The following is a 21358-nucleotide window of genomic DNA, read 5'->3' as shown; positions in this document are numbered from 1 at the left end:
AGATGACCGGACTCCTCGCGGCTCTGCCGCTGATCCCCCTCGCCGGAGCGGCCGTGCTGCTGCTCGGCGGCAGGCGTACGAACGTCTGGGGGCACCTGTTCGGGACCGCGATCGCGGCGGCATCCTTCGTGGTCGCGGTGATCGCCTTCGCGCTGCTACTCGGTCGCGAGGCCACCGACCGGTCGGTGAGCACCGTTCTCTACCACTGGTTCTCCGGCGGCGACCTCTCGGTGGACCTGGCGCTGCGGCTCGATCAGCTGTCGGTGTGCTTCGCGCTGCTGATCACGGGCGTGGGCACGCTGATCCACGTGTACTCGATCGGCTACATGGCGCACGACCCCGGCCGGCGCCGGTTCTTCGGCTACCTCAACCTCTTCCTCGGCGCGATGCTGGTCCTCGTCCTCGCGGACGGCCTGGTGGTGCTGTATCTCGGCTGGGAGGGCGTGGGCCTGGCCTCGTACCTGCTCATCGGGTTCTGGCAGCACAAGCCCTCGGCGGCCACCGCGGCGCGGAAGGCGTTCATCGTCAACCGCGTCGGCGACATGGGGCTGGCGCTGGCGGTCGCCGTCGCGCTCATGACCTTCGGCACGACCACCTTCGGAGAGTTCCTGCCCCGGGCCGGCCAGGCGGGCGAGGGAACGATCACCTGGCTGGGCCTGCTGCTGCTCCTCGCGGCGTGCGCGAAGTCGGCGCAGGTGCCCCTGCAGAGCTGGCTGGGCGACGCGATGGAAGGCCCCACGCCGGTGTCCGCCCTCATCCACGCGGCCACGATGGTCACGGCCGGCGTCTACCTCGTCGTGCGCTGCGGACCGGTCTTCGAGGCCGCGCCGGTGGCGCAGGGCTTCGTCCTCGCGGTCGGCGCGATCACGCTGCTGTTCGGCGCGATCATCGGCTGCGCGAAGGACGACATCAAGAAGGCCCTGGCCGCGTCCACGATGAGCCAGATCGGCTACATGGTGCTGGCCGCGGGACTCGGACCCGCCGGATACGCCCTGGCGATCGCGCATCTGCTGGCGCACGGCTGCTTCAAGGCGGGGCTGTTCCTCGGCGCCGGATCGGTCATGCACGGCATGGACGACGAGACCGACATGCGCCGGTACGGCGGCCTCGGTCGGCTCATGCCGGTCACCGCGGTCACCTTCGGCCTCGGCTACCTCGCCATCATCGGCGTTCCACCGCTGTCCGGCTTCTACACCAAGGACGGGATCATCGAGGCGGCGCTCGGCCGCGGCGGGTTCTGGGGAATCGTGCTGGGCGGCATCGCGATCCTCGGCGCGGGGATCACCGGCTTCTACATGACGAGGGTGATGGTGCTGACCTTCTTCGGATCGCCCCGCTGGCACGAGGGCACCCACCCGCACGAGTCGCCGAGCGTGATGACCGCGCCGATGGTCGTGCTGGCCCTCGGAAGCATCGGCGCCGGCGCCTTCCTGGTGATCGGCAGCCGGATCACCGACTTCCTCGCGCCCGCCGTCGGTTCCGCGCCCGAGACCCATCGCGCGATCCCCGCGTGGGCGGTCACCGCACTCGTCCTCGGCGCCGTCGCGATCGGTGTGGCCGTCGCGGTCCGGGCGACGCGCACCGTGCCGGTGCAGGCACCGTCGGACGTGAGCGCCGTGACCCGCGCCGCGCGGCAGGACCTGTACGGTGACGCGGTCAACGAGACACTGTTCATGCGCCCCGGGCAGGCGGCGACCGCGGCACTGGTGACGGTGGAGCACAAGGGCATCGACGGTGCGGTGGACGCGATCCCCGCGGGGGTGCATCTGGGCTCACTGGTGCTGCGCCGCTCGCAGACCGGGTACGCCCGCAGCTACGCGTTGGCGATGCTGGCCGGAACGGCGGTGCTCATCGGCGCCGCGGCGGTGTGGCTCTCATGAGCGCGCCGTGGCTGACGCTGCTCTGGGCGGCGCCCGCGGTCGGTGCCGTCGCCGCCGCGGCCGTGCCCCGCGCCGCGCGCTGGATCGGGCTGGCGGCGGCGCTCGTCGCGCTGATGATCGGCATCGGGCTGGCGTTCGCCTTCGACCCGGCGGGCGGCTTCCAGTTCGTCGAATCGCATTCCTGGATACCGTCCTTCGGCGCGGGCTACCGCCTCGGGCTCGACGGTACCGGCCTGGTACTCGTGCTGCTCACCGCCGCCCTGCTTCCGATCCTGCTGCTCGCCGCCTGGCGCGAGACCGCGTCGGAGAGCGAACGCGCCGGCACCTCCGTCGCCCTCACGATGGCCGTCGAGGCGATGGTGCTGGTCAGCTTCGTCACCACCGACGTGCTGCTGTTCTACCTGCTCTTCGAGGCCATGCTGATCCCGCTGTACTTCCTGCTCGCCGGGTTCGGCGGCACGGGAAGCGATCCGACGGTCCGGGCGCACGCGGCGGTGAAGTTCCTCCTCTACAACCTCGCCGGCGGGCTGATCATGCTGGCCGCGGTGGTCGCGCTGTACGCCGCGTCCGGCACCTTCGACCTGCGCGCCTTGATCGACGGTGCGCGGCCCGGCCCCGGCATCGGCCAGGACCTGATGTTCCTCGGCTTCCTCTTCGCCTTCGCCGTGAAGGCGCCCCTGTGGCCGCTGCACACCTGGCTGCCCGGCGCCGCGGTGCAGACGAATCCGCCGACGGCCGTGCTGATGATGGCGATCGTCGACAAGGTCGGCACGTTCGCGATGCTGCGCTACTGCCTCACCCTGTTCCCCGACGCCGCCGCCCGGTTCGCGCCGTGGATCGCCGCCCTGGCCGTGGTCGGCATCGTCTACGGCGCGATCCTGGCGATCGGCCAGAGCGATGTGATGTCGCTCATCGCCTACACCTCGATCAGCCACTTCGGCTTCATCATCCTGGGCGTCTTCGCCCGCACCGGCGACTCCCAGGCGGGCTCCGTGCTCTACATGGTCAACCACGGCGTGGCGACCGCCGCGCTGTTCCTCACCGCCGGAATCCTGGTCGCGCGGCGCGGCAGTCGCGAGATCGCCGACTTCGGCGGCGTGTGGTCGCGAGCCCCGAAGCTGGGCGCGGTGTTCCTCATCGCCGGCCTGGCGACGCTCTCGCTCCCCGGCCTCGGCCCGTTCGTCTCCGAGTTGCTGGTGGTGGTCGGCACCTACCCGCGGTGGGCGATCGCCGCGATCGTGTCCGTGATCGCGCTCGTGCTGTCCGCGATGTACGTCCTGTGGACCTACCAGCGCATGTTCACCGGCCCGGTGCCCGAGCCCGTGACGCGGACCGTCGACGATGCCCGGCCGCGCGAGTTGCTCGTGCTGGTCCCGCTCGTGGTCGCGCTGTTCGCGCTGGGCCTGTTCCCCGCCCCCGCGCTGGACGCGATCAACCCGTCCGTCTCGCCCACGGTCGCGGAGGTCGCGCGATGAACCCGCAGCCGCTCGGCCCGCTCGCTGCGCTCCCGGCGCCGTCCGTCGAGTACGCGGAGATCTCGCCCGCCCTGATCGTGTTCGGTGCGGCGATCCTCGGCGTGCTCGTGGAGGCCTTCGCGCCGGCCGAGCTCCGGGCGAAGGCCCACGCAGTGCTCGGCGGGGGCGCGGTGCTCGCCGCCCTGATCGGCGTCGCGTTGCTCGCCGATGCCGGCGCTCCCCCGCGGGCCGTCCTCGCCGGCTCGGTCGCCGACGACGGGCTCTCCCTCTCCCTGCAAGGGCTGCTGGTGATCTCGACGCTGCCCGCGCTCGCGCTGATGGTCGGCCGCTACGACTCGCTGACGCACACCGAGGCGGTGCCGCTGACGCTGTTCGCCCTCGGCGGCATGCTCGCCTTCGTCTCCGCGCAGGACCTGCTGACGCTGTTCGTCGCGCTCGAGGTGTTCTCGCTACCGCTGTACCTGCTGTGCGCGCTCGCCACACGCCGCGGGCTGCTCCCGCTCGAGGCGGCGCTCAAATACTTCCTCCTGGGCGCGTTCAGCTCGGCGATCCTCCTGTTCGGCGTCGCGCTGCGGTTCGCCGCGACGGGTTCGACCTCGCTCGCCGCGGTGCCGCAGGACGCCGTTCTCGGCACCCTCGGCGCGGCGCTGATCGGCGTCGGCCTGCTGTTCAAGGTGGGCGCGGTCCCGTTCCACTCGTGGGTGCCCGATGTCTACCAGGGCGCCCCCACGCCGGTCACCGCGTTCATGGCGGCGGCGACCAAGATCGCCGCGTTCGGCGTCGTCCTCCGGCTGACTCTCGTCGCCTTCCGGGACGTGCCCTGGCGCCCGGTGATCGGAGTGATCGCGGTGGTCACCGTGATCGTGGGTTCAGTCATCGCCGTCACCCAGTCGGACGTCAAGCGCCTCCTGGCGTACTCGGCCGTCGCGCACACCGGATTCCTCCTCATCGGCGTCTACGCGGGGACGGTCCGCGGCACCGGCGCGGTGTGCTTCTATCTGGCGGTATACGGCCTCAGCACCGTCGGCGCGTTCGCCGTGGCGGGCGCCGTCCGGGAGAGCACGCCGGACGGCGGCACCGTCGAGGTGGGCGATCTGGACCGGTGGGCCGGGCTGGGCCGCACCCGCCCGTGGCTCGCCGGCGCGATGGCGCTGTTCCTGCTGTCCTTCGCCGGCATCCCGCTGACCGGCGGATTCGCCGGCAAGTTCGCGGTGTTCACCGCGGCGGCGCAGCGCGGCGGCGGGTGGCTCGTGGTGGTGGGCGTGCTGGCGAGCGCCCTGGCCGCCGTGTTCTACATCCGGGTGCTCATGACCATGTACTTCGCGCCCCCGCACGAGTTCGCGCCGGACGTACCCCGGGTGGACCCGATGACGGGTTTCGCGATCGCGGTCGGCATCGTCGCGGTGATCGCGCTGGGCGTGTTCCCCCAGCCGCTGCTGGACCTGTTCGCCGACATCACGGTGTTCTCGGGCCGGTAAGTAGAATCGTCACCCATGAGTGACAAGCCGCTTCCGTTCAGCAACGGCCTCAACCTGAAGGCCATGGGTGCAGTCCTGCTGCTGGTGCTGGCGGTGCTGATCTGGCGTCTGACGGACGCGCAGAACACGACGCAACAGGTGCTGTACGGGGTCGCGATCGTCTTCGAGCTGCTCTTCTTCGTGGGCCTGCTGTTCGCCAGCCGCTACATCAAGCGCCAGCACGACAAGGCGGAGGCGGCCTACCGGGCGCAGGTCGCGGCGCAGGCGCCGCGCTCGGAGGCCGACGGTGCGGCACCGTCGGGCCCGGAGACGGGTACCGGGGCGCCCGGCGCGGACACGCCGTGACCTCGACCGCCAAGCCCCGCAAGCGGATGACCGCGGCGGAACGCCGCAGTCAGCTCGTCGACACCGCGCGCTCGGTCTTCGCCGACCGCGGATACGCGGCCGCCACGATCGAGGAGGTCGCGGCGAAGGCGGGAGTGTCGAAGCCGGTGGTCTACGAGCACTTCGGCGGCAAGGAGGGCCTCTACGCCGTCGTGGTCGATCGCGAGATGGAGATGGTGCTCGAGGTGTTCTCCAGGGCGCTGCTCGAGGACCGCTCCAAGACGCGGATCGAGCAGATCACCCTCGCGCTGCTGACCTACGTCGAGGAGCGCTCCGACGGATTCCGCATCCTCACCCGCAACAGCTCAGTCGAGCACACCGGCGGCTATTCGACCCTGCTCAACGACCTGGTGAGCCAGGTCGAGATCCACCTCGAGAGCGAATTCGAGAGCAAGAACCTCGACCCCGAGCTCGCGCCGCTGTACGCGCAGGCCCTGGTCGGGATGGTCGCGATGACGGCCCAGTGGTGGCTGGAGGTGCGCGATCCGCCCAAGGAGGCGGTGGCTGCCCACATCGTCAACCTGTCCTGGTACGGCCTGATCGGCCTCAAGGAGAACCCCGTCGCCATCGAGCCGAGCCAGCGGGCCGAGCCGGAGGCCTAGAAGAACCAGATCTGCCAGCCGGTCGTCCAGTAGAGGATCAGCACGACGGCGCCGACCAGGGTGGCGAGCAGCGCCACCGGCCCGAAGGTACCGGTGAGCGCCACACCGGCGACGGCGATGCCACCCCAGATCAGGTGGTACAGCAGGATCCCCAGCACCTCGAAGAAGCCACCGACCGCGCGGCCGGTCGCGCCGAGGGCCCTACCTGCGGTCCGGGCGGCGCCACCGGTGTTGCCCGGCGCCGGGGGCTGGGGCGCGGGACCCGCCGGAAACGGCTGCGAAAGGCCGGCGGGAGCCTGCTGGAACGGCACCGGCGCCCCCTGGTGGAATTGCGCCGGCGAGGTCTGCTGCGGGTAGCCCGGGTAGGGTTGCGCGGGCTGCTGCGGATGACCGCCGTAGGGCGCGGCCTGCGGCCGCGGGCCGCGGTGGGGCTGACCGAATCCGCCGGGGCGCGGTGCGGCCGGTCGTCCGGGATCGTGGTAGGTCATGGCGCAACGCTAGGCCGACGCGGCCGGGGTGCGGTATCCCCTGATCGGACGACCGAAGAGTGACAAACCGGGCACCGCACCCTTCGGGAGCACCGGCTCGTCCGCGGCGGGCGCGGATGCCTTCCCGGTGATCGCTCCTACCGTTGCTCACTGATCAGGACGGCGCGGGTCCCGGATTCGAGTGCCTCGAAGACGTGCGGCGCATCGCCGGCGTAGGTGATGAAATCACCCGCGTCGAGGGTGACGGAGCGATCCACGGGCCCCACCAGCGCCCGGCCCGCGCAGACGAAGACATGCTCGAGGGTGCCCGGCGGGTGCGCGGTCGATTCGCGGCGGGAACCCGGCTCCGCGTCCACCCGGTAGACGTCCCTTCGCACCCCGGGCGGGGCCGCGGTGAGCAGGGTCGCGGCGTAGTCGGCGGAGTCGGAGGGCACCGTCGCTCCCTCGCCGGCCCGAACCACCGTCACCTCGACCTCCCCACCTCCGAGTAGCCGCGCGAACGGGATCCCGAGTGCCGTGGCCAACGCCCACAGGGTCTCGACGCTCGGGTTCCCCGTGCCCGCCTCCAACTGGGACAGGGTCGATTTGGCGATGCCCGCCCTGCGGGCGAGCTCGGCCATACTCCACCCCGCGGCGGCCCGCTCGCGCTGGATTCCGGACGCGATGGCCATGATCGGAACACTCGACATGTTCGCTACACACTCCTATCGTTCGACTTGACGAACAGCATCGCCTTCGTTCACCCTATTGGACATGCGTACGAAGTGGCGAACGATGCGGACGGATCCACTACTCCGGCCGGCGGCGCTGCTGTCCGTCGCGGTGCTGTGCGTCGGCCTCGCGTACGGAGCGCAGGCGGTCGCCGCGGGCCTGCCCTGGTGGTTCGCCCCGCTACTCGCGATCCTGGTGTTGGCCGCGTCCTCGGAGATGCTCTTCGTCGGCCTGATCGCGGCAGGGGGCTCCCCGTTGCTGGCGTTCGCCGCCGGTGCGATGGTGAACGTCCGCCACCTCCCTTACGGCCTGGCCGCCGCACCCTACCTGGGAACGGGCCCCGGGCGCTTCGCGCGCATCCACCTCATCAACGACGAGTCCGTCGCCCTCGCGCTGGCGCAGCCGGACGAGACCTCGGGCCGACGCGGGCTGACATACGCGGGCACCGGCATCGCGCTGGCCTGGCCCACCGGCGCCGCCGCCGGCGCGGCACTGGGTTCGGTGATCCGCCCGGAGTCCCTCGGGCTCGACGCCGTGTTCCCCGCCGTCATCCTCGCCCTCGTCATGCCCGCGCTCCGCGCCGACGACACGCGGCGCCCGCTGCTCGTCGGCGCCGCCCTCGCACTCGCCGTCGCGCCGTGGGCACCCACAGGACTCGCGCCCGTGCTCGCGCTGGCGGCCATCCCGGTGCTCCGCCTCGCGACGGGTTCCTGGCCGTGATCGGCGTCCTCTGGGCCGGAGCGGCGCTCGCCGCCGTCACGCTCGCCCTGCGGGCCGCCGGCCCCGTGATGGCCCGCAGGTTCGAGCCGGGCCCGGCGGCCCGACGCACCGTCGACCTCTGCGCGCTGATCCTCCTGGCCGGGGTCGCCGCGACCTCGACCTTCGTCGAGGCGGACGGCCTCGCCAGCGCCGCCCGGGTCTGCGGAGTCACGGTGGCGGGCATCCTCGCCTGGCGCCGGGTGCCACTCCCCCTGATCATTCTCGCAGCGGGCGGCACCACAGCAGGCCTGCGCCTGCTCGGCGTGGGCTGACTACCGGGGCCCGGTCCCGATCGGCGCACCCACCAGCGAAGAGAGTATAGTGCCGACCGCCTGGCCGAAGGTGGCGATCGCCGCGGGTTCGAGGCCACTGCTGAAGACATTGCGGATGTCACAGCCCGACGGGGCCGGCCCGGTCGAGTTCATCCGGTCCTTGAGCCAGGTGAAGGCGCCGCCCGCGCCGGTCACCACGACGGTGCCGTGCGTGGTCATGAGCTGTTTGACCGGGTTCGGCGGGAACTCCTCGCGGCGGTAGGTCACCGACTCACCACCCTTGCAGTACGAGTTGACCAGCTCGTCGGTGCCCGTGATCGGCGCGACCTCCTCGGTGATCCCGTTGTAGACGTAGGCCGGCACCGTCGGGACGCGGCCGCTGACGCCACGCTCACGGATCGTCCTGGCGATCACCGGGATCCGGAGTACCTCATCCACCGGTTTGGTGAGCATCCGGTTGTAGTCGAACCACAGGTTCGCGACCACGTTCTGCGGCATGCAGTGGCTGCGGGTCGCGTCGACCCGCGCTCGTCCCTCGGGCGTGAGCACCTTGTCCAGCGCCACCCGGAACTCCTCGGAGTCCTTACCGAGCGAGGAGAGGGCGAGCGGGATCAGGCCCGCGAGCAGCGACGTGTTCACCGACCGCAGCGAGGCCTCCAGGTCGCGCTCCGGCGCACCGAAGGCCGCACCGCGGATGTTCAGCTCGGGCGCGTAGGTGGGTTGCTCCTCGATGGTCCAGCTACTGGCGATCGCGCCGCCCGAGTAGCCCCACAGCGTGACCGGCGTCGTGGCGTTCAGTCCGAGACGCGTGAAGTTCTCGACGGCGCGGATGCCGTCCAGGACCGCCCAGCCGGGCTGACGGGGCGTGAGGAAGCGGTTGTCGCCGCCGCCGTGATCGGGCATGGACACCGCCCAGCCCTCCTGCAGGCCGAGATTCGCGAACAGCAGTTCGGCAGCGGGCATGCCGAAGGTGAGCGGCCCCTCCTTCGCGGCGAGATCCACCGGACCGCCCTTGGTCGCGGCGTACGACGACTGGCAGATCCGCAGGGTCGAGTCCGCGGCCGCCTGGTAGGACAGCAGCTTGGTCGGCTTCTTGCCACGAGGCACCATCACAGTGGTCACCGTCATGTCCGGCGCACCGTCCATGCCCGTGGTCCGGTAGGCGAGCTGCCAGGCGTCCACGTTGACCGGCATGACCTGCAGCGACCGGATCGACGTGGTGCGAGTCCGCACGATCTCGCCCGGCTTCATCGATGCCAGGTCGGCCGGTCGGTCGTAGAAGGAGTCCGCCGGCGGGGCGGGCTCGACGATGGCCGGGACCGCCTGAGCGGCGGGGGTCGCGACGAGGCCGGTCGCGACCACGACGATCGCGCTGATCAGCGCCGCGACGCCTCGCATCCCCATCCGGAACGCTGATGTTTCATTCACCATACTCAGGAAACATAAAGGTGACCCACATCACCCGTCAAGGCCCGGGTCGGGATGTCGGACCCCGCCCATAGACTGGTCGGGTGTCCAACGCCGCCCCCACGCATGTCCCAGCTCTCTTCGGACTGACCAGGGCGGTCGCCGCCGACCCTGACATCGCCGCCTTCGCCGCCGCGGCCGGCCGGCCGAACCTCACCGTCACCGCGGTCGACGGTGCGCGCCCCTTCCTCGTCTCCGCGCTCGCCGACCGCGCGCCCGTCCTCGTCGTCACCGCCACCGGGCGCGAGGCGGACGACCTGACCTCCGAGCTCCGCGAGATGCTGTCCGACGGTGCCGTGGCCCAGTTCCCCAGCTGGGAGACGCTGCCGCACGAGCGGCTCTCCCCCGGCGCAGACACCGTCGGGCGGCGGCTGCAGGTGCTGCGCCGCCTGGCGCATCCCGACGACGCGCAGTACGGCGAGCCGCTGCGCGCGGTGGTGGCGACGGTCCGCTCGCTGGTGCAGCCGATGGCGCCGCGGCTGGGCGACGCACCGTCGATCACGTTGCGGGAGGGTGTCGAGCACGACTTCGACGAGCTCATCGAGACATTGGTCGAACTGGCGTACACGCGGGTCGACATGGTGGGCAAGCGCGGCGAGTTCGCCGTGCGCGGCGGCATCCTGGACGTCTTCCCCACGACCACCGATCTGCCCGTGCGCGTGGAATTCTGGGGCGACGAGATCACCGACCTGCGCGCCTTCTCCGTGGCGGATCAGCGTTCGCAGCCCGAGATCGAGGTCGGCACCGTGCACGTCTACCCGTGCCGCGAGCTGCTGCTCACCGCCGAGGTCCGCGACCGGGCAGCGGAGCTCAAGGCGGAGCACGCCGCCGACGCGGCGCTCGTGGAGATGCTCGAGAAGCTGTCCCAGGGCATTCCCGTCGAGGGCATGGAGGCCCTGATCCCCGCCCTCATCCCCGGCGAGCTGCAGCTGCTCACCGACGTGCTGCCCGCCGACGCGCACACCCTGCTCCTGGATCCGGAGAAGATCCGCACCCGCGCCGCGGATCTCGGCCGCACCGGGCAGGAGTTCCTCGAGGCCTCCTGGACCGCGGCCGCGCTCGGCTCGGCCGCGCCGCTGGACCCGAGCGGAATGAACCTGGGCGCCAGCGCCTATCGCGACCTCGACGAGGTGCGGGAGTCGGCCGCCGCACGGGGCGTGCCCTGGTGGACGGTCTCCCCACTGGCCGCCGGTCCCGAGACCGACGACGACCACCTGATCGTTCGCGCCGAACACGCGCCCGCGCCACGGGGGTCCGAGGCGGAGGCGGAGAAGCTGTTCGCCACGCTGCGTGCGCACGCGGCGTCCGGCGGCAGCGGCGTGATCGTGGTGGCCGGCCAGGGAACCCGTACCCGCATCCTCGAGCGCCTCCGCGACGCGGAGGTCCCGGCGACCGAACTCGACGCGGGCGCCGCGCCGACGGCCGGCACCGTCGGCGTACTGCGCGGCAGCCTGCAGACCGGACTGACCATCCCTTCGAAGAAGCTCGTCCTGCTCGCCGAGCCCGACCTCACCGGCAACCGGGTGGCCGGCGTCGGCGACGGACGGCGGCTGCCGGCCAAGCGACGTAACCAGGTCGACCCGCTGGCCCTCACCGCGGGCGACCTCGTGGTGCACGACGAGCACGGCATCGGCAAGTTCGTCGAGATGATCGAGCGCACCGTCGCGGGCGCCCGGCGCGAGTACCTGGTGATCGAGTACGCCCCGGGCAAGCGCGGCCAGCCGGGCGACAAGCTGTTCGTCCCGATGGAATCGCTGGATCAGCTCTCCCGCTACGTGGGCGGCGAGATGCCGGCGCTGTCGAAGATGGGCGGCAGTGATTGGCAGAACACCAAGCGTAAGGCGCGCAAGGCCGTCCGCGAGATCGCGGGCGAGCTGGTGCAGCTCTACGCGGCCCGCAACGCCGCGCCCGGCCACGCCTTCGCGCCCGACTCCCCGTGGCAGCGGGAGATGGAGGACGCCTTCCCGTTCACCGAGACCGTCGACCAGATGACGGTGATCAGCGACGTGAAGGCCGACATGGAGAAGGCCGTCCCGATGGACCGCGTCGTCATCGGCGACGTCGGGTACGGCAAGACCGAGATCGCCGTCCGCGCCGCCTTCAAGGCCGTGCAGGACGGCAAGCAGGTCGCGGTGCTGGTGCCGACCACCCTGCTCGCGCAGCAGCACCTGAAGACCTTCGAGGAGCGGATGCAGGGCTTCCCCGTCACCGTGAAGGGCCTGTCCCGGTTCACCGACAAGCTCGAGACGCGTGCCGTGCTGGAGGGCCTCGCCGATGGCAGCGTCGACGTGGTGGTGGGCACGCACCGGCTGCTGCAGACCGGCGTGCGGTGGAAGGACCTGGGGCTCGTGGTGGTCGACGAGGAGCAGCGCTTCGGCGTCGAGCACAAGGAGCACATCAAGGCGCTGCGCACCAACGTCGATGTGCTCACGATGAGCGCCACGCCGATCCCCCGCACGCTGGAGATGAGCATGGCCGGCATCCGCGAGATGTCGACGATCCTCACCCCGCCCGAGGAGCGCCATCCGGTGCTGACCTACGTGGGCGCGTACGACGACAAGCAGGTGGCTGCGGCGATCCGGCGCGAGCTGCTGCGCGACGGCCAGGTGTTCTACGTGCACAACCGGGTCAGCTCGATCGACCGCGCCGCCAAGCACATCCGCGACATGGTCCCCGAGGCGCGCGTCGTGGTCGCGCACGGCCAGATGGGCGAGGAGGCTCTCGAGAGCACCGTGCAGGGGTTCTGGAACCGCGAGTTCGACGTGCTGGTGTGCACCACGATCGTCGAGACGGGCCTGGACATCTCGAACGCGAACACGCTCATCGTGGAGCGCGCCGAGAATCTCGGCCTCTCCCAACTGCATCAGCTCCGCGGGCGGGTGGGCCGCTCCCGCGAGCGCGGCTACGCCTACTTCCTCTACCCGTCGGAGAAGCCGCTCACCGAGACCGCGTACGACCGCCTCGCGACCATCGCGCAGAACAACGACCTCGGTGCGGGCATGGCGGTGGCGATGAAGGACCTCGAGATCCGCGGCGCCGGAAACGTGTTGGGCGCCGAGCAGTCCGGCCACGTCGCCGGGGTCGGCTTCGACCTGTACGTGCGGCTCGTCGGCGAGGCCGTGGAGGCCTATCGCGCCGCGGCGGACGGTAAGCCCATCGTCATCGAGGAGGAGCAGAAGGAGGTGCGTATCGACCTGCCGGTGGACGCGCACATCCCGCCCGACTACGTCACCAGCGACCGGCTCCGCCTCGAGGCCTACCGCAAACTGGCTGCGGCGCACGACGATGCGGCCGTCGCCGAGGTGCTCACCGAGCTCACCGACCGCTACGGCCCGCCGCCCGTCGAGGTGGACAGGCTCGCCGCGATCGCCCGCCTGCGATCGCTGGCGCGCGCCGCCGGCGTCACCGAGATCATCGTGACCGGCACCAACCTGCGCGTCTCCCCGATGGAACTGCTCGACTCGCAGCAGATGCGCCTGAAGCGCCTCTACCCCGGCGGGTCCTACCGCGCCGCGACGCGCACCGTCACCTTCCCGCTGCCGCGCGTCGGCGGTGGCGGCGTGGGCAGCGACCGGGTGCGTGACATCGAGGTCCTCCAGGCCGTCGCCGACTTCCTCGCCGCGATGGCGGGCAAGGGAGCCGGCTACTGGCGGCTCGACCAGCCGCCGCGCGTCGAGGCGACGTCCGGGGCCCCGGTATGAGCGGCGGGCGCGGCACCGTCGTCGTGGTGAACCCCGCGCTGCCCACCCTGCTGCCGGTGGCGGCGCTCGACCGGCTGACCGGGCCCGTGCACTACACGGAGGAGCTGCCCGTCAGGCTCGCGTGGCACCTGCCCGACGGGCACCCCGTGCTCGGCGCGGACGTTCCGCCGGGGGCCACGGTGCTCACCTCCGACTCCGGGCACCCCGCCGCGATCGCGCTCCGGGCGGCGGGCGCCGACGTGATCGCGGCGCCGGAGCCTGCAGGGCTGGCAGTGCTCGACACCGTCGCGCTGATCGACCGGCTGCGGCGCGAGGGGCCCTGGGAGTCCGAGCAGACCCATGCCGGCCTGCTGCGCTACCTCGTGGAGGAGACCTACGAGGTGGCGGACGCCGTCGCCGCGCTCGACGATTCCGAGGCCGAGGCCGACGAAGAGGCCGCGGCGCGGGCTGCCGCGGAGCTGCGCAGCGAGCTCGGCGACCTGCTGCTGCAGGTGGTCTTCCACGCCCGGATCGCCGAGGACGGTGCGCATCCCTTCGGCATCGACGACGTGGCCCGCACCCTGGCCGCCAAGGTGCGCAGGCGCACGCCGCACCTCGCCGACGGTGCCGCGGTCGACGTCGCGACGCAGGCCGAGAACTGGGAACGCCAGAAGCGGCTGGAGCGCGGCGAGCGGGGCTCCGTGCTCGACTCGATCTCGCTGAGCCAGCCCGCGTTGGCACTGGTCGCGAAGGTCTTCGAGCGGCTGCGCACCGTCGGCTTCCCCGCCGAACTGGTCCCCGAGGACGTGCGCACGGTCACCGTCGACCCCGAGCGGCCGGACGCGGCCTTCGAACTGGACTACCGGCAGCGCGTGCTCGCGTTCATGGACCGGGTCCGCGCAGCCGAGACTGCGATGGCCGCGGGCGGGGTAGAATCATGGGTCGCCGCCTGGGACGACGATCACGTCGGGAACCCCGAGGCGCGAACCGGGCGTTGACCACGCGTCCGATTTTCCGCAGTCGAAGAGAGTTCACAGCCTTCCATGATCAGTTCCCGCATGCGTGCGGCGCTCGTCGTCGGCGTCGCGTCGACGGTGCTCGCCGCCTGCGGCGTGATCTCCCCGCGCCCCGAGATCCCGCAGGGCATCCCGCCCGGGGCCGGCGCGCCGGTGCCCCTGATCAACGTGAACGGCCCGGGCCGCACCGCCGAGCTCCTCCGTGACTGGGCCACCCCGATCAGCGTGGCCACCGGGATCCCCGTGATCTCCCTCGAGGCCTACGGCAACGCCGCCGAGGCACTGCGCCAGCGCACGCCCGAGTGCGGCATCACCTGGACCACGCTCGCCGGGATCGCGTTCATCGAGAGCAAGCACGGGACCTACCACGGGGCCACCGTCGCGGCGAACGGCCAGGTCTCCCCACCCATCCGCGGCGTTCCGCTGGACGGCACGAACGGCAACCAGGAGATCCTGGCGACCGGCACCGATCCGCACCGCCCGAACGCGAAGTACGACGCGGCGATGGGGCCCTTCCAGTTCATTCCCGAGACCTGGGCGCGGTACGGCGTGGACGCGAACGGGGACGGCAAGGCCGATCCCGACAACATCGACGACGCCTCGATGACCGCCGCGCGGTACCTGTGCGTGTCCGGAAAGGACCTCACCACCGCGGCGGGGTGGGAGAAGGCCGTCATGGTCTACAACCAATCCCGCAAGTACGTGCTCGACGTCCGCGACGCCGCGGCGGCGTACTCGGTGAACGTCCAACCGTAGCAGGCTATTCGGCTCCCGCGCGGCAGGACTCGAGCTGCGCCCGCAGGTCCGCGCACTCGTCCTCGAGGCTGAGGATCCGGTCGACGCCGGGCAGGTTGATACCCGTCGCGACGAGCTCGGTGATCCGCCGGATCCGTGCGATGTCGTTCTCGCTGTAGCGGCGCGTGCCGCCCGCAGTGCGGTGCGGCCGGATGAGGTTGCGCCGTTCGTAGAGCCGGAGCGTCTGCAGGCCCACCTCCGACAGCTCCGACGCAACGGAGATGCTGTACACGCCGAGGTCGGAGCGCACGCGATGCGAGTCCGTCATCGCACTCCTCCTTCGGGCCCTTCCGCGCCGCATCGTCGACGGTGCGCCACGCGGGAGCGAAAATCTGCTCCCCACACTGTAGATCCCCGCGACCGGTCCGTGCCGGACCACCCGCTGATCCGACCCGATGCGCGCGGGCCGGATCAGCTGTGCGGCAGGTGCTCCACCAGGGGTGGGAGGTCCGCGGCCGCGGCGTCGTAGGCGTCGATCAGCCACGCCGCGGACCTGTCCGCCACCAGGGTCGACGGACCATCGGTCAGCGCACCGTCGAAGAACCGGACCCGCCACGGCGCGCCCGCGTCCTCGTCCGCGAGCCCGACGACCTCGTCGGTGTTGGTGGCGAGCAAGTAGCGGCCGAGCTCGAAATCAACACGCAGGGCGTACTGCCCGCCGATGTTCTCCGCCCGGGCAAGGCGCTCGGTGGACGCCTCAAGGGCGTGCAGGGCGTCCGCGTAGCGCCCGGTGAACTCTGGCCTGCGGGGCACGGGCACCTCTATTCATGTAGCCCTACCCCGACCGAATCAGGCCGGGCACCTCACACTACGCGATCGCACGCCTGCGTTCCGCACCAGCGGCGTCCTTGAGCGCTCGAGCACGGTCGACGATGACCGGCGCCGCCCGGCGGGCGCTCCGTGCCGCCGTCGTGGCCTCGTCGGACGCCTCGTCACGCAGCGTGTGCAACCGCTCGCCCGCAGCACTGAGCAGGTCCGACGCCGTGTCCGCCGCGTCGGCGAGAACGGGTCGAGCACGATCCACCGCGCCCGTGATCGCAGGCTTGGCCTTGTCGACCGCGTCGGAGATCGCCGGCCTGGCCCGCTCCACCGCGTCCGAGATCGCGGGCTTGGCCCGCTCGATCGCGTGCTCGCCGTACTCCTGTGCGACGTGCGCGCGGTCGCGCCAGGTGTTCCCGTCGTCGTGTTTCGTTCCGTGCGGCGCGATCGCGGAGACCGTCTCCGACACCCGCTCCGAAGCGTGCCGAGCCGCGCGGCGGGCACGCCACGTCATACCGGGCTTGCCCTCCGTGTCGAAACCCGCGATGAGCAGTCCGCCCAGCAACGAGAGGTTCTTGACGAAGTGCAACTGCTGCTCGCGCCGCACGTCGGGGTCGCTCTGCTGCCAGAACGGATGGTCGACGACCGTTGCGGGCACCAGCGTGCCCGCAAGGGCCAGCGACGCCGCGCGGGGAGCGCGACCGGTGGCGAGCAGAAGCCCGCCACCGAGCTGGACGCCCGAGTTGATCCGCAGCCAGGTCCGCGCGCTCGCGGGAACGGCCGCCGAGTCCGGCAGGGCTTCCACGGCCTTGTCGACCAGCGGCGCGACGGTGTCCGCCTTGCGCCCCGGATCGCTCGTCAGGCCGGTGTACCCGGTGTAGACGAACACGGACCCGAGCAGGGGTCGTGCGATCCGTCGAATCATGTCCAACTCCCATCGTCGTGGTGCACGGGCCGCGGTCAGTTGCCGGAGAGCTTGTCCTTCACCTCGTCGACACCCTCCTTGACCTTGTCGGCGACGCCGGCGATCTTGTCCTTCACCGACGCCTCGGCCTGGTCGCCGCGGCCCTCGTTCTTGAGGTCCTGGTCGTCGAGCGCTGAGCCCGCAGCCTCCTTGGCCCGTCCCTTGATGTCCTGTGCCTTGTTCTTGGCGTCATCGCTGAAGCTCATGGGTGTCTCCTTCGATAGGTCGTCCGTTGCGAATGCTCGACGGTCAGCCGACCGGCGCGCCCGGCATGCCCACGATCAGGAGCACGAGCATCAGCCCCAGGGTGAGCACGAGCAGGACGCCGATCACGACCCCGCTACGCGGATGCAGGACGAGGGGCGGAGCCGACTCGACCGGGCCCGCTGTCGTGGCGCGATGTTCAGTCATCTCTCACTCCCGTCCGAAAATCTATGTCATGTCGAGCAGATTTCACGCTATGGGTGTGAACGATTTTTGTCAACGGGTCAGCGAGGAACCAGCGCGACCGGAGGGCGTCCATCGACGCCCCCACCAGCGAGAAGAGCCCTTGCAGATGTCAGGGAAACGTCGGGCGAACATTGCCAGCACAGCCGCATGCGCCTGACAACCGACTGACAGGTTCGCGGCGCATCGTCGAACCATGAACATCAGCCGAAAGACCCTCGCCGCCGCCGGATTCCTCGCCCTCTCCGCCGCCGCCTTCACCCCCGCCATCGCCTCCGCCGACTCGGGCGTGCACATGTACCACTCGTGCAGCGCGTCCCAGGAGGGACGCGACGCCACGGACGTACAGGGCACCGCTGTTCGATGCGTCCAGACGAGCAGCGGCACCGGATACGACTGGGAGGTTCCCAACTGACGACCCGACGGTGACGCGGCTCCCCTTCCGCGTCACCGTCCCGCCGGGGCGCGGGCCGCTAGACCTCGAGTCCGGCGGCCCGCGCCTGCTGCTTGATCCGGCCCATCTCGGACGTGTTGCCGATGAGGGCGATCCAGTTGTAGACCAGTAACGAGATCAGACCCCACCAGCCCGCGAGCAAGTTGTGCGTCTGCGCGGCCCGGTACGCCGCACGCACGTCGGCGTACGAACCGGTGACATACGAGTCCTGCCACTGCGCCAGGATGATCATTCCGGTGTGCTTGCGGAACTTCGCCTGGAACACGGGCCCCTGCGGTGGATTCGGGTAGTGCCGCGGCGGGTACGGCTGCTGCACGTACTGCTGATTCGAGTACGGCTGTTGCGGGTACTGCTGGTTCGGGTACGACTGCTGGGGAAGGCCGTTCTGCGGGTACGACTGCTCAGGATTCATGACGCCATTGCGCCACCACGCGCTTGCGCCGGCCTTGCACCCGAGTTGCCTCCGGGGACATTCCGGACGTTTCACCCGCACCGCCCCGCGGGTGATCCGGATCGAGCGCCGAGCTGTCGCCCCAGGCGGCGCCGATACGGCGTGCCGCGGTGCGGGCGCCGCGGGCCGCGACATCTCAGCGGGCATACGGTGTAGCGATGAGGATCTGGTCCGTGCACCCGCGTTACCTCGACCGGCAGGCGCTCGTCGCATGCTGGCGCGAGACGCTACTCGCGCAGGCCGTGCTGGCCGGCCGAACGAAGGGCTACACACAGCACCCGCAGCTCGAGCGGTTCCGCGCGACGCCGCAACCTCTCGTCGCTGTCGGCTCCTACCTGGCCGCGATCGCCGACGAGGCCGACGCGCGGGGCTACACATTCGACCGCACCCGCATCGATGCACCCGGTGGCCGGGTCGCCAGAATCGACGTCACCGTCGGCCAGCTGGACCTGGAATGGGCGCATCTGATGGCGAAGCTCGAGGTCCGCAACCCGGACGTGGCGGCACGATGGCGCACCGTCGAACGACCGGATCCGCACCCGGACTTCCGGGCCGTGCCGGGCGACGTCGAGAGCTGGGAACGCGCGCGACCCGCTGGAACCTGAAAGTCTGCTCTCCCGCCAGGACTCGAACCTGAAATGTCTGAACCAAAATCAGAAGTGTTGCCGATTACACCACGGGAGACCGGGACCGACATGCGATTCGGAACCGTCGCCCAGCATTGTGCCATGGACCGCGCCCGACGTCGGCTCTCGTAGGATCGCACCCGACGCTCGACGCGGAAGTACGACACGGCACGAGACCCCAGGAGCATGGATGGCGAACGGTACAGCGGTGGTGATCCTCGCCGCGGGCGCGGGAACGCGGATGCGGTCGAAGACCCCGAAGGTGCTGCACACGATCGCCGGGCGCACCCTGCTGGGGCACGCCCTGCACGCGGCCGCGGGCACGCGGCCGGACCATCTCGTCGTGGTCGTGGGCCACGATCGCGACCGCGTGTCGGAGGCCGCGCTCGGCACCGCGGACGAGCTGGACCACGCGATCCTCGTCGCGGTGCAGGAGCAGCAGCGCGGCACCGGCGACGCCGTGCAGGCCGGCCTCGGCGCGCTGCCGGACGACTTCGCGGGCACCGTCGTCGTGACGGCCGCGGACGTGCCGCTCCTCGACACCACGACGCTGCAGGAGCTCCTGGACACCCACACCGACGGCGCCGGCGCCGCGGTCACCGTGCTGACCACGGCCGTCGCGGATCCCACCGGCTACGGCAGGGTCCTGCGCACGCAGGACGGCCAGGTCACGCAGATCGTCGAGCAGAAGGACGCCACGCCGGAACAACTCGCGATCACCGAGATCAACTCCGGCGTGTACGCCTTCGACCATGTCCACCTGGTCGCCGCGCTCGCGCAGCTCCGGCCGGACAACTCGCAGGGCGAGCTGTACCTCACGGACGTGATCGGCATCGCGCGCTCCGCGGGCCAGCTCGTCCGCGGCGACCACGTCGGCGACGAGATGCTCGTGGCCGGCTGCAACGACCGGATCCAGCTCTCGCAGCTCGGCCGGGAGATGAACCGGCGGATCGTCGAGCGGCACCAGCTGGCCGGGGTCACCGTCGTCGACCCGGACAGCACGTACATCGACATCGACGTCGAGATCGCACAGGACGTCACCATCGAACCGGGCACGCACCTGCGGGGCGCCACCGTCATCGCCGAGGACGCCGTGATCGGGCCCGACACCACCCTCGTCGACACCGAGGTCGGCGCCGGCGCGACCGTGCTCCGCAGTGAGGTGCACCTGTCGGTGATCCGGGAGAACGCCACCGTCGGGCCCTTCAGCTACCTGCGGCCGAACACGGATCTCGGGCCGAAGGGCAAGATCGGGGCGTTCGCCGAGACCAAGAACGCGCAGATCGGTGCCGGCAGCAAGATCCCGCACCTGAGCTACGTCGGCGACGCCACGATCGGCGAGGGCAGCAACATCGGCTGCGCCACGGTGACGGTGAATTACGACGGGGTGAACAAACACCGAACGGTGATCGGCGACCACGTGCGGGTGGGATCCGACACGATGCTCATCGCCCCGGTGGAGGTCGGCGACGGCGCGTACACGGGAGCGGGTACCGTGATCAAGCGCGACGTGCCACCGGGAGCCCTTGCGGTGTCCGCCGCGGATCAGCGCAACATCGAGGATTGGGTACTGCACAAACGCCCGGGCACGAGCTCGGCGGACGCGGCCCAGCAGGCTATCGCGAGGATTGACGAGCAGTGAGCAACTGGATCGATAACCAGAAGAACCTGATGCTGTTCGCGGGTCGTGCCCACCCCGAGCTGGCGCAGCAGGTCGCCGACGAGCTCGGTATCGAGGTCACGCCGCAGACGGCACGCGATTTCGCCAACGGCGAGATCTTCGTGCGCTTCGAGGAGTCCGTGCGCGGCAGCGACGCGTTCGTCCTGCAGAGCGCCCCGTACCCGGTCAATCAGTGGATCATGGAGACGCTGATCATGATCGACGCGCTCAAGCGCGGCTCGGCGAAGCGGATCACCGCGGTGCTCCCCTTCTACCCCTACGCCCGCCAGGACAAGAAGCACCGCGGCCGCGAGCCCATCTCGGCCCGCCTGGTCGCGGACCTGTTCAAGACCGCGGGCGCCGACCGGATCATCACGGTCGACCTGCACACCGATCAGATCCAGGGCTTCTTCGACGGTCCCGTCGACCACATGCACGCGCAGACGATGCTGGCCGACTACGTGCGCGAGCACTACGGCACGGAGAACATGGTGGTCGTCTCCCCCGACGCCGGTCGCGTCAAGGTGGGCGAGAAGTGGGCCGACGCCCTCGACGGTGCGCCGCTGGCATTCGTGCACAAGACGCGCGACCCGAACGTGGCGAACCAGGTCAAGAGCAACCGCGTCGTCGGCGATGTCGCCGGCCGCACCTGCGTCCTGATTGACGACATGATCGACACCGGCGGCACCATCGCCGGTGCCGTGGGCGTGCTCAAGGAGGCCGGCGCGAAGGACGTGATCATCGCGACCACGCACGGTGTCTTCTCCGAGCCCGCCACCGAGCGGCTCGCGAACTGCGGCGCGCGCGAGGTGATCGCCACCAACACGCTGCCGATCCCGCCGGAGAAGCACTTCGAGAACCTCACCGTGCTCCCGATCGCACCGCTGCTGGCCCGCACGATCCGCGAGGTATTCGAGAACGGCTCCGTGACGAGCCTTTTCAACGGCAACGCTTAGAAGTCACGCGTCAGGGCGGCGGTCACGGGGTCAT

Annotated in this window: 23 protein-coding genes and 1 tRNA gene; 14 read left to right on the top strand and 10 right to left on the bottom strand. The window is 70.8% G+C overall.

Annotated elements, in window-relative coordinates; genetic code table 11:
• The first annotated feature begins 2 nt into the window (after nt 1-2).
• The 5 genes from nuoL to ABZX10_RS18840 are packed head-to-tail and all read left to right on the top strand — an operon-like array spanning nt 3 to nt 5819.
• Nucleotides 3-1880, top strand: a complete 1878-nt coding sequence (gene nuoL, locus ABZX10_RS18860) for an NADH-quinone oxidoreductase subunit L (protein WP_355543331.1) — start codon at nt 3-5, stop codon at nt 1878-1880.
• Nucleotides 1877-3355 (top strand): NADH-quinone oxidoreductase subunit M, encoded by a 1479-nt coding sequence (locus tag ABZX10_RS18855; protein ID WP_355543328.1) that lies wholly within the window; start codon nt 1877-1879, stop codon nt 3353-3355. The genes nuoL and ABZX10_RS18855 overlap by 4 nt, the downstream gene beginning before the upstream one ends.
• Nucleotides 3352-4833, top strand: coding sequence for an NADH-quinone oxidoreductase subunit NuoN (nuoN, locus tag ABZX10_RS18850; protein ID WP_355543325.1), 1482 nt, complete (start codon nt 3352-3354; stop codon nt 4831-4833). Before ABZX10_RS18855 ends, nuoN begins: the two co-directional genes overlap by 4 nt.
• Nucleotides 4834-4848: 15 nt before the next feature.
• On the top strand, nt 4849-5178 hold the full coding sequence (locus tag ABZX10_RS18845) for a hypothetical protein (RefSeq protein ID WP_355543322.1): 330 nt from the start codon (nt 4849-4851) through the stop codon (nt 5176-5178).
• Between the two features lie 26 nt (nt 5179-5204).
• A complete protein-coding gene (locus ABZX10_RS18840; protein WP_355543376.1) occupies nt 5205-5819 on the top strand; it encodes a TetR/AcrR family transcriptional regulator in 615 nt (204 codons plus the stop codon).
• On the opposite strand, the gene ABZX10_RS18835 is transcribed toward ABZX10_RS18840, so the two are convergent.
• Both ABZX10_RS18835 and ABZX10_RS18830 read right to left on the bottom strand, forming a co-directional pair.
• Nucleotides 5816-6307 carry a hypothetical protein gene (locus ABZX10_RS18835; protein ID WP_355543319.1) on the bottom strand — a complete coding sequence of 164 codons (492 nt, stop codon included), beginning with the start codon at nt 6305-6307 and terminating at the stop codon, nt 5816-5818. The genes ABZX10_RS18840 and ABZX10_RS18835 overlap by 4 nt on opposite strands.
• Nucleotides 6308-6444: 137 nt before the next feature.
• Nucleotides 6445-6978 (bottom strand): XRE family transcriptional regulator, encoded by a 534-nt coding sequence (locus ABZX10_RS18830; protein ID WP_355543316.1) that lies wholly within the window; start codon nt 6976-6978, stop codon nt 6445-6447.
• Between the two features lie 82 nt (nt 6979-7060).
• Here ABZX10_RS18830 and ABZX10_RS18825 point away from each other — a divergent pair, with 82 nt between their 5' ends.
• Both ABZX10_RS18825 and ABZX10_RS18820 read left to right on the top strand, forming a co-directional pair.
• Complete coding sequence (locus tag ABZX10_RS18825) at nt 7061-7738, top strand: AzlC family ABC transporter permease (protein ID WP_355543313.1); 678 nt, start codon at nt 7061-7063, stop codon at nt 7736-7738.
• A complete protein-coding gene (locus ABZX10_RS18820) occupies nt 7735-8049 on the top strand; it encodes an AzlD domain-containing protein (protein ID WP_355543310.1) in 315 nt (104 codons plus the stop codon). The genes ABZX10_RS18825 and ABZX10_RS18820 overlap by 4 nt, the downstream gene beginning before the upstream one ends.
• Here ABZX10_RS18820 and ABZX10_RS18815 read toward each other — a convergent pair whose 3' ends face one another.
• Entirely contained in the window at nt 8050-9480 is a 1431-nt protein-coding gene (locus ABZX10_RS18815; protein WP_355543307.1) for a lipase family protein, read from the bottom strand. It abuts the gene before it with no gap.
• A 152-nt stretch (nt 9481-9632) separates the two neighbouring features.
• On the opposite strand from ABZX10_RS18815, the gene mfd reads away from it, so the two are divergent.
• From mfd to ABZX10_RS18800, 3 genes are read left to right on the top strand one after another with little or no spacing between them, the layout of a single operon-like run.
• On the top strand, nt 9633-13217 hold the full coding sequence (gene mfd / locus ABZX10_RS18810) for a transcription-repair coupling factor (RefSeq protein ID WP_355543373.1): 3585 nt from the start codon (nt 9633-9635) through the stop codon (nt 13215-13217).
• Nucleotides 13214-14194, top strand: coding sequence for a MazG family protein (locus ABZX10_RS18805; RefSeq protein ID WP_355543303.1), 981 nt, complete (start codon nt 13214-13216; stop codon nt 14192-14194). Before mfd ends, ABZX10_RS18805 begins: the two co-directional genes overlap by 4 nt.
• A 45-nt stretch (nt 14195-14239) precedes the next feature.
• Nucleotides 14240-14968 carry a lytic murein transglycosylase gene (locus ABZX10_RS18800; RefSeq protein WP_355543300.1) on the top strand — a complete coding sequence of 243 codons (729 nt, stop codon included), beginning with the start codon at nt 14240-14242 and terminating at the stop codon, nt 14966-14968.
• 4 nt (nt 14969-14972) lie between these two features.
• Here the strand turns inward: ABZX10_RS18800 and ABZX10_RS18795 are convergent, their stop codons facing one another.
• The 5 genes from ABZX10_RS18795 to ABZX10_RS18775 all read right to left on the bottom strand — a co-directional run bounded on the left by ABZX10_RS18795 (nt 14973) and on the right by ABZX10_RS18775 (nt 17141).
• On the bottom strand, nt 14973-15275 hold the full coding sequence (locus ABZX10_RS18795; protein WP_355543297.1) for a MerR family transcriptional regulator: 303 nt from the start codon (nt 15273-15275) through the stop codon (nt 14973-14975).
• A 143-nt stretch (nt 15276-15418) separates the two neighbouring features.
• A complete protein-coding gene (locus ABZX10_RS18790) occupies nt 15419-15760 on the bottom strand; it encodes a hypothetical protein (protein WP_355543294.1) in 342 nt (113 codons plus the stop codon).
• Nucleotides 15761-15815: 55 nt separating this feature from the next.
• Nucleotides 15816-16691, bottom strand: coding sequence for a DoxX family protein (locus ABZX10_RS18785; RefSeq protein WP_355543291.1), 876 nt, complete (start codon nt 16689-16691; stop codon nt 15816-15818).
• Between the two features lie 35 nt (nt 16692-16726).
• Nucleotides 16727-16936: a CsbD family protein gene (locus tag ABZX10_RS18780; RefSeq protein WP_355543288.1), complete on the bottom strand. Its 210-nt coding sequence runs from the start codon at nt 16934-16936 to the stop codon at nt 16727-16729.
• A 43-nt stretch (nt 16937-16979) separates the two neighbouring features.
• Nucleotides 16980-17141, bottom strand: coding sequence for a hypothetical protein (locus tag ABZX10_RS18775; RefSeq protein ID WP_355543285.1), 162 nt, complete (start codon nt 17139-17141; stop codon nt 16980-16982).
• Between the two features lie 232 nt (nt 17142-17373).
• On the opposite strand from ABZX10_RS18775, the gene ABZX10_RS18770 reads away from it, so the two are divergent.
• Nucleotides 17374-17592 carry a hypothetical protein gene (locus ABZX10_RS18770; protein WP_355543282.1) on the top strand — a complete coding sequence of 73 codons (219 nt, stop codon included), beginning with the start codon at nt 17374-17376 and terminating at the stop codon, nt 17590-17592.
• Between the two features lie 58 nt (nt 17593-17650).
• On the opposite strand, the gene ABZX10_RS18765 is transcribed toward ABZX10_RS18770, so the two are convergent.
• Nucleotides 17651-18043, bottom strand: coding sequence for a hypothetical protein (locus ABZX10_RS18765; RefSeq protein ID WP_355543279.1), 393 nt, complete (start codon nt 18041-18043; stop codon nt 17651-17653).
• Between the two features lie 197 nt (nt 18044-18240).
• Between ABZX10_RS18765 and ABZX10_RS18760 the strand changes: the two genes are divergently transcribed.
• Nucleotides 18241-18687, top strand: a complete 447-nt coding sequence (locus ABZX10_RS18760) for a pyrimidine dimer DNA glycosylase/endonuclease V (protein ID WP_355543276.1) — start codon at nt 18241-18243, stop codon at nt 18685-18687.
• A 7-nt stretch (nt 18688-18694) separates the two neighbouring features.
• Here ABZX10_RS18760 and ABZX10_RS18755 read toward each other — a convergent pair.
• A tRNA-Gln gene (locus ABZX10_RS18755) sits at nt 18695-18766 on the bottom strand.
• A 132-nt stretch (nt 18767-18898) separates the two neighbouring features.
• Here ABZX10_RS18755 and glmU point away from each other — a divergent pair.
• Nucleotides 18899-20350 carry a bifunctional UDP-N-acetylglucosamine diphosphorylase/glucosamine-1-phosphate N-acetyltransferase GlmU gene (gene glmU, locus ABZX10_RS18750; RefSeq protein ID WP_355543273.1) on the top strand — a complete coding sequence of 484 codons (1452 nt, stop codon included), beginning with the start codon at nt 18899-18901 and terminating at the stop codon, nt 20348-20350.
• Nucleotides 20347-21324, top strand: coding sequence for a ribose-phosphate diphosphokinase (locus ABZX10_RS18745; protein ID WP_068574924.1), 978 nt, complete (start codon nt 20347-20349; stop codon nt 21322-21324). Before glmU ends, ABZX10_RS18745 begins: the two co-directional genes overlap by 4 nt.
• Nucleotides 21325-21358: the final 34 nt, after the last annotated feature.

This window comes from Tsukamurella sp. NPDC003166, assembly GCF_040611135.1.
Taxonomy (GTDB): domain Bacteria; phylum Actinomycetota; class Actinomycetes; order Mycobacteriales; family Mycobacteriaceae; genus Tsukamurella.
The sequence above is the reverse complement of the archived record's forward strand: the minus strand, read 5'-3'. Positions and strand labels throughout refer to the sequence as shown.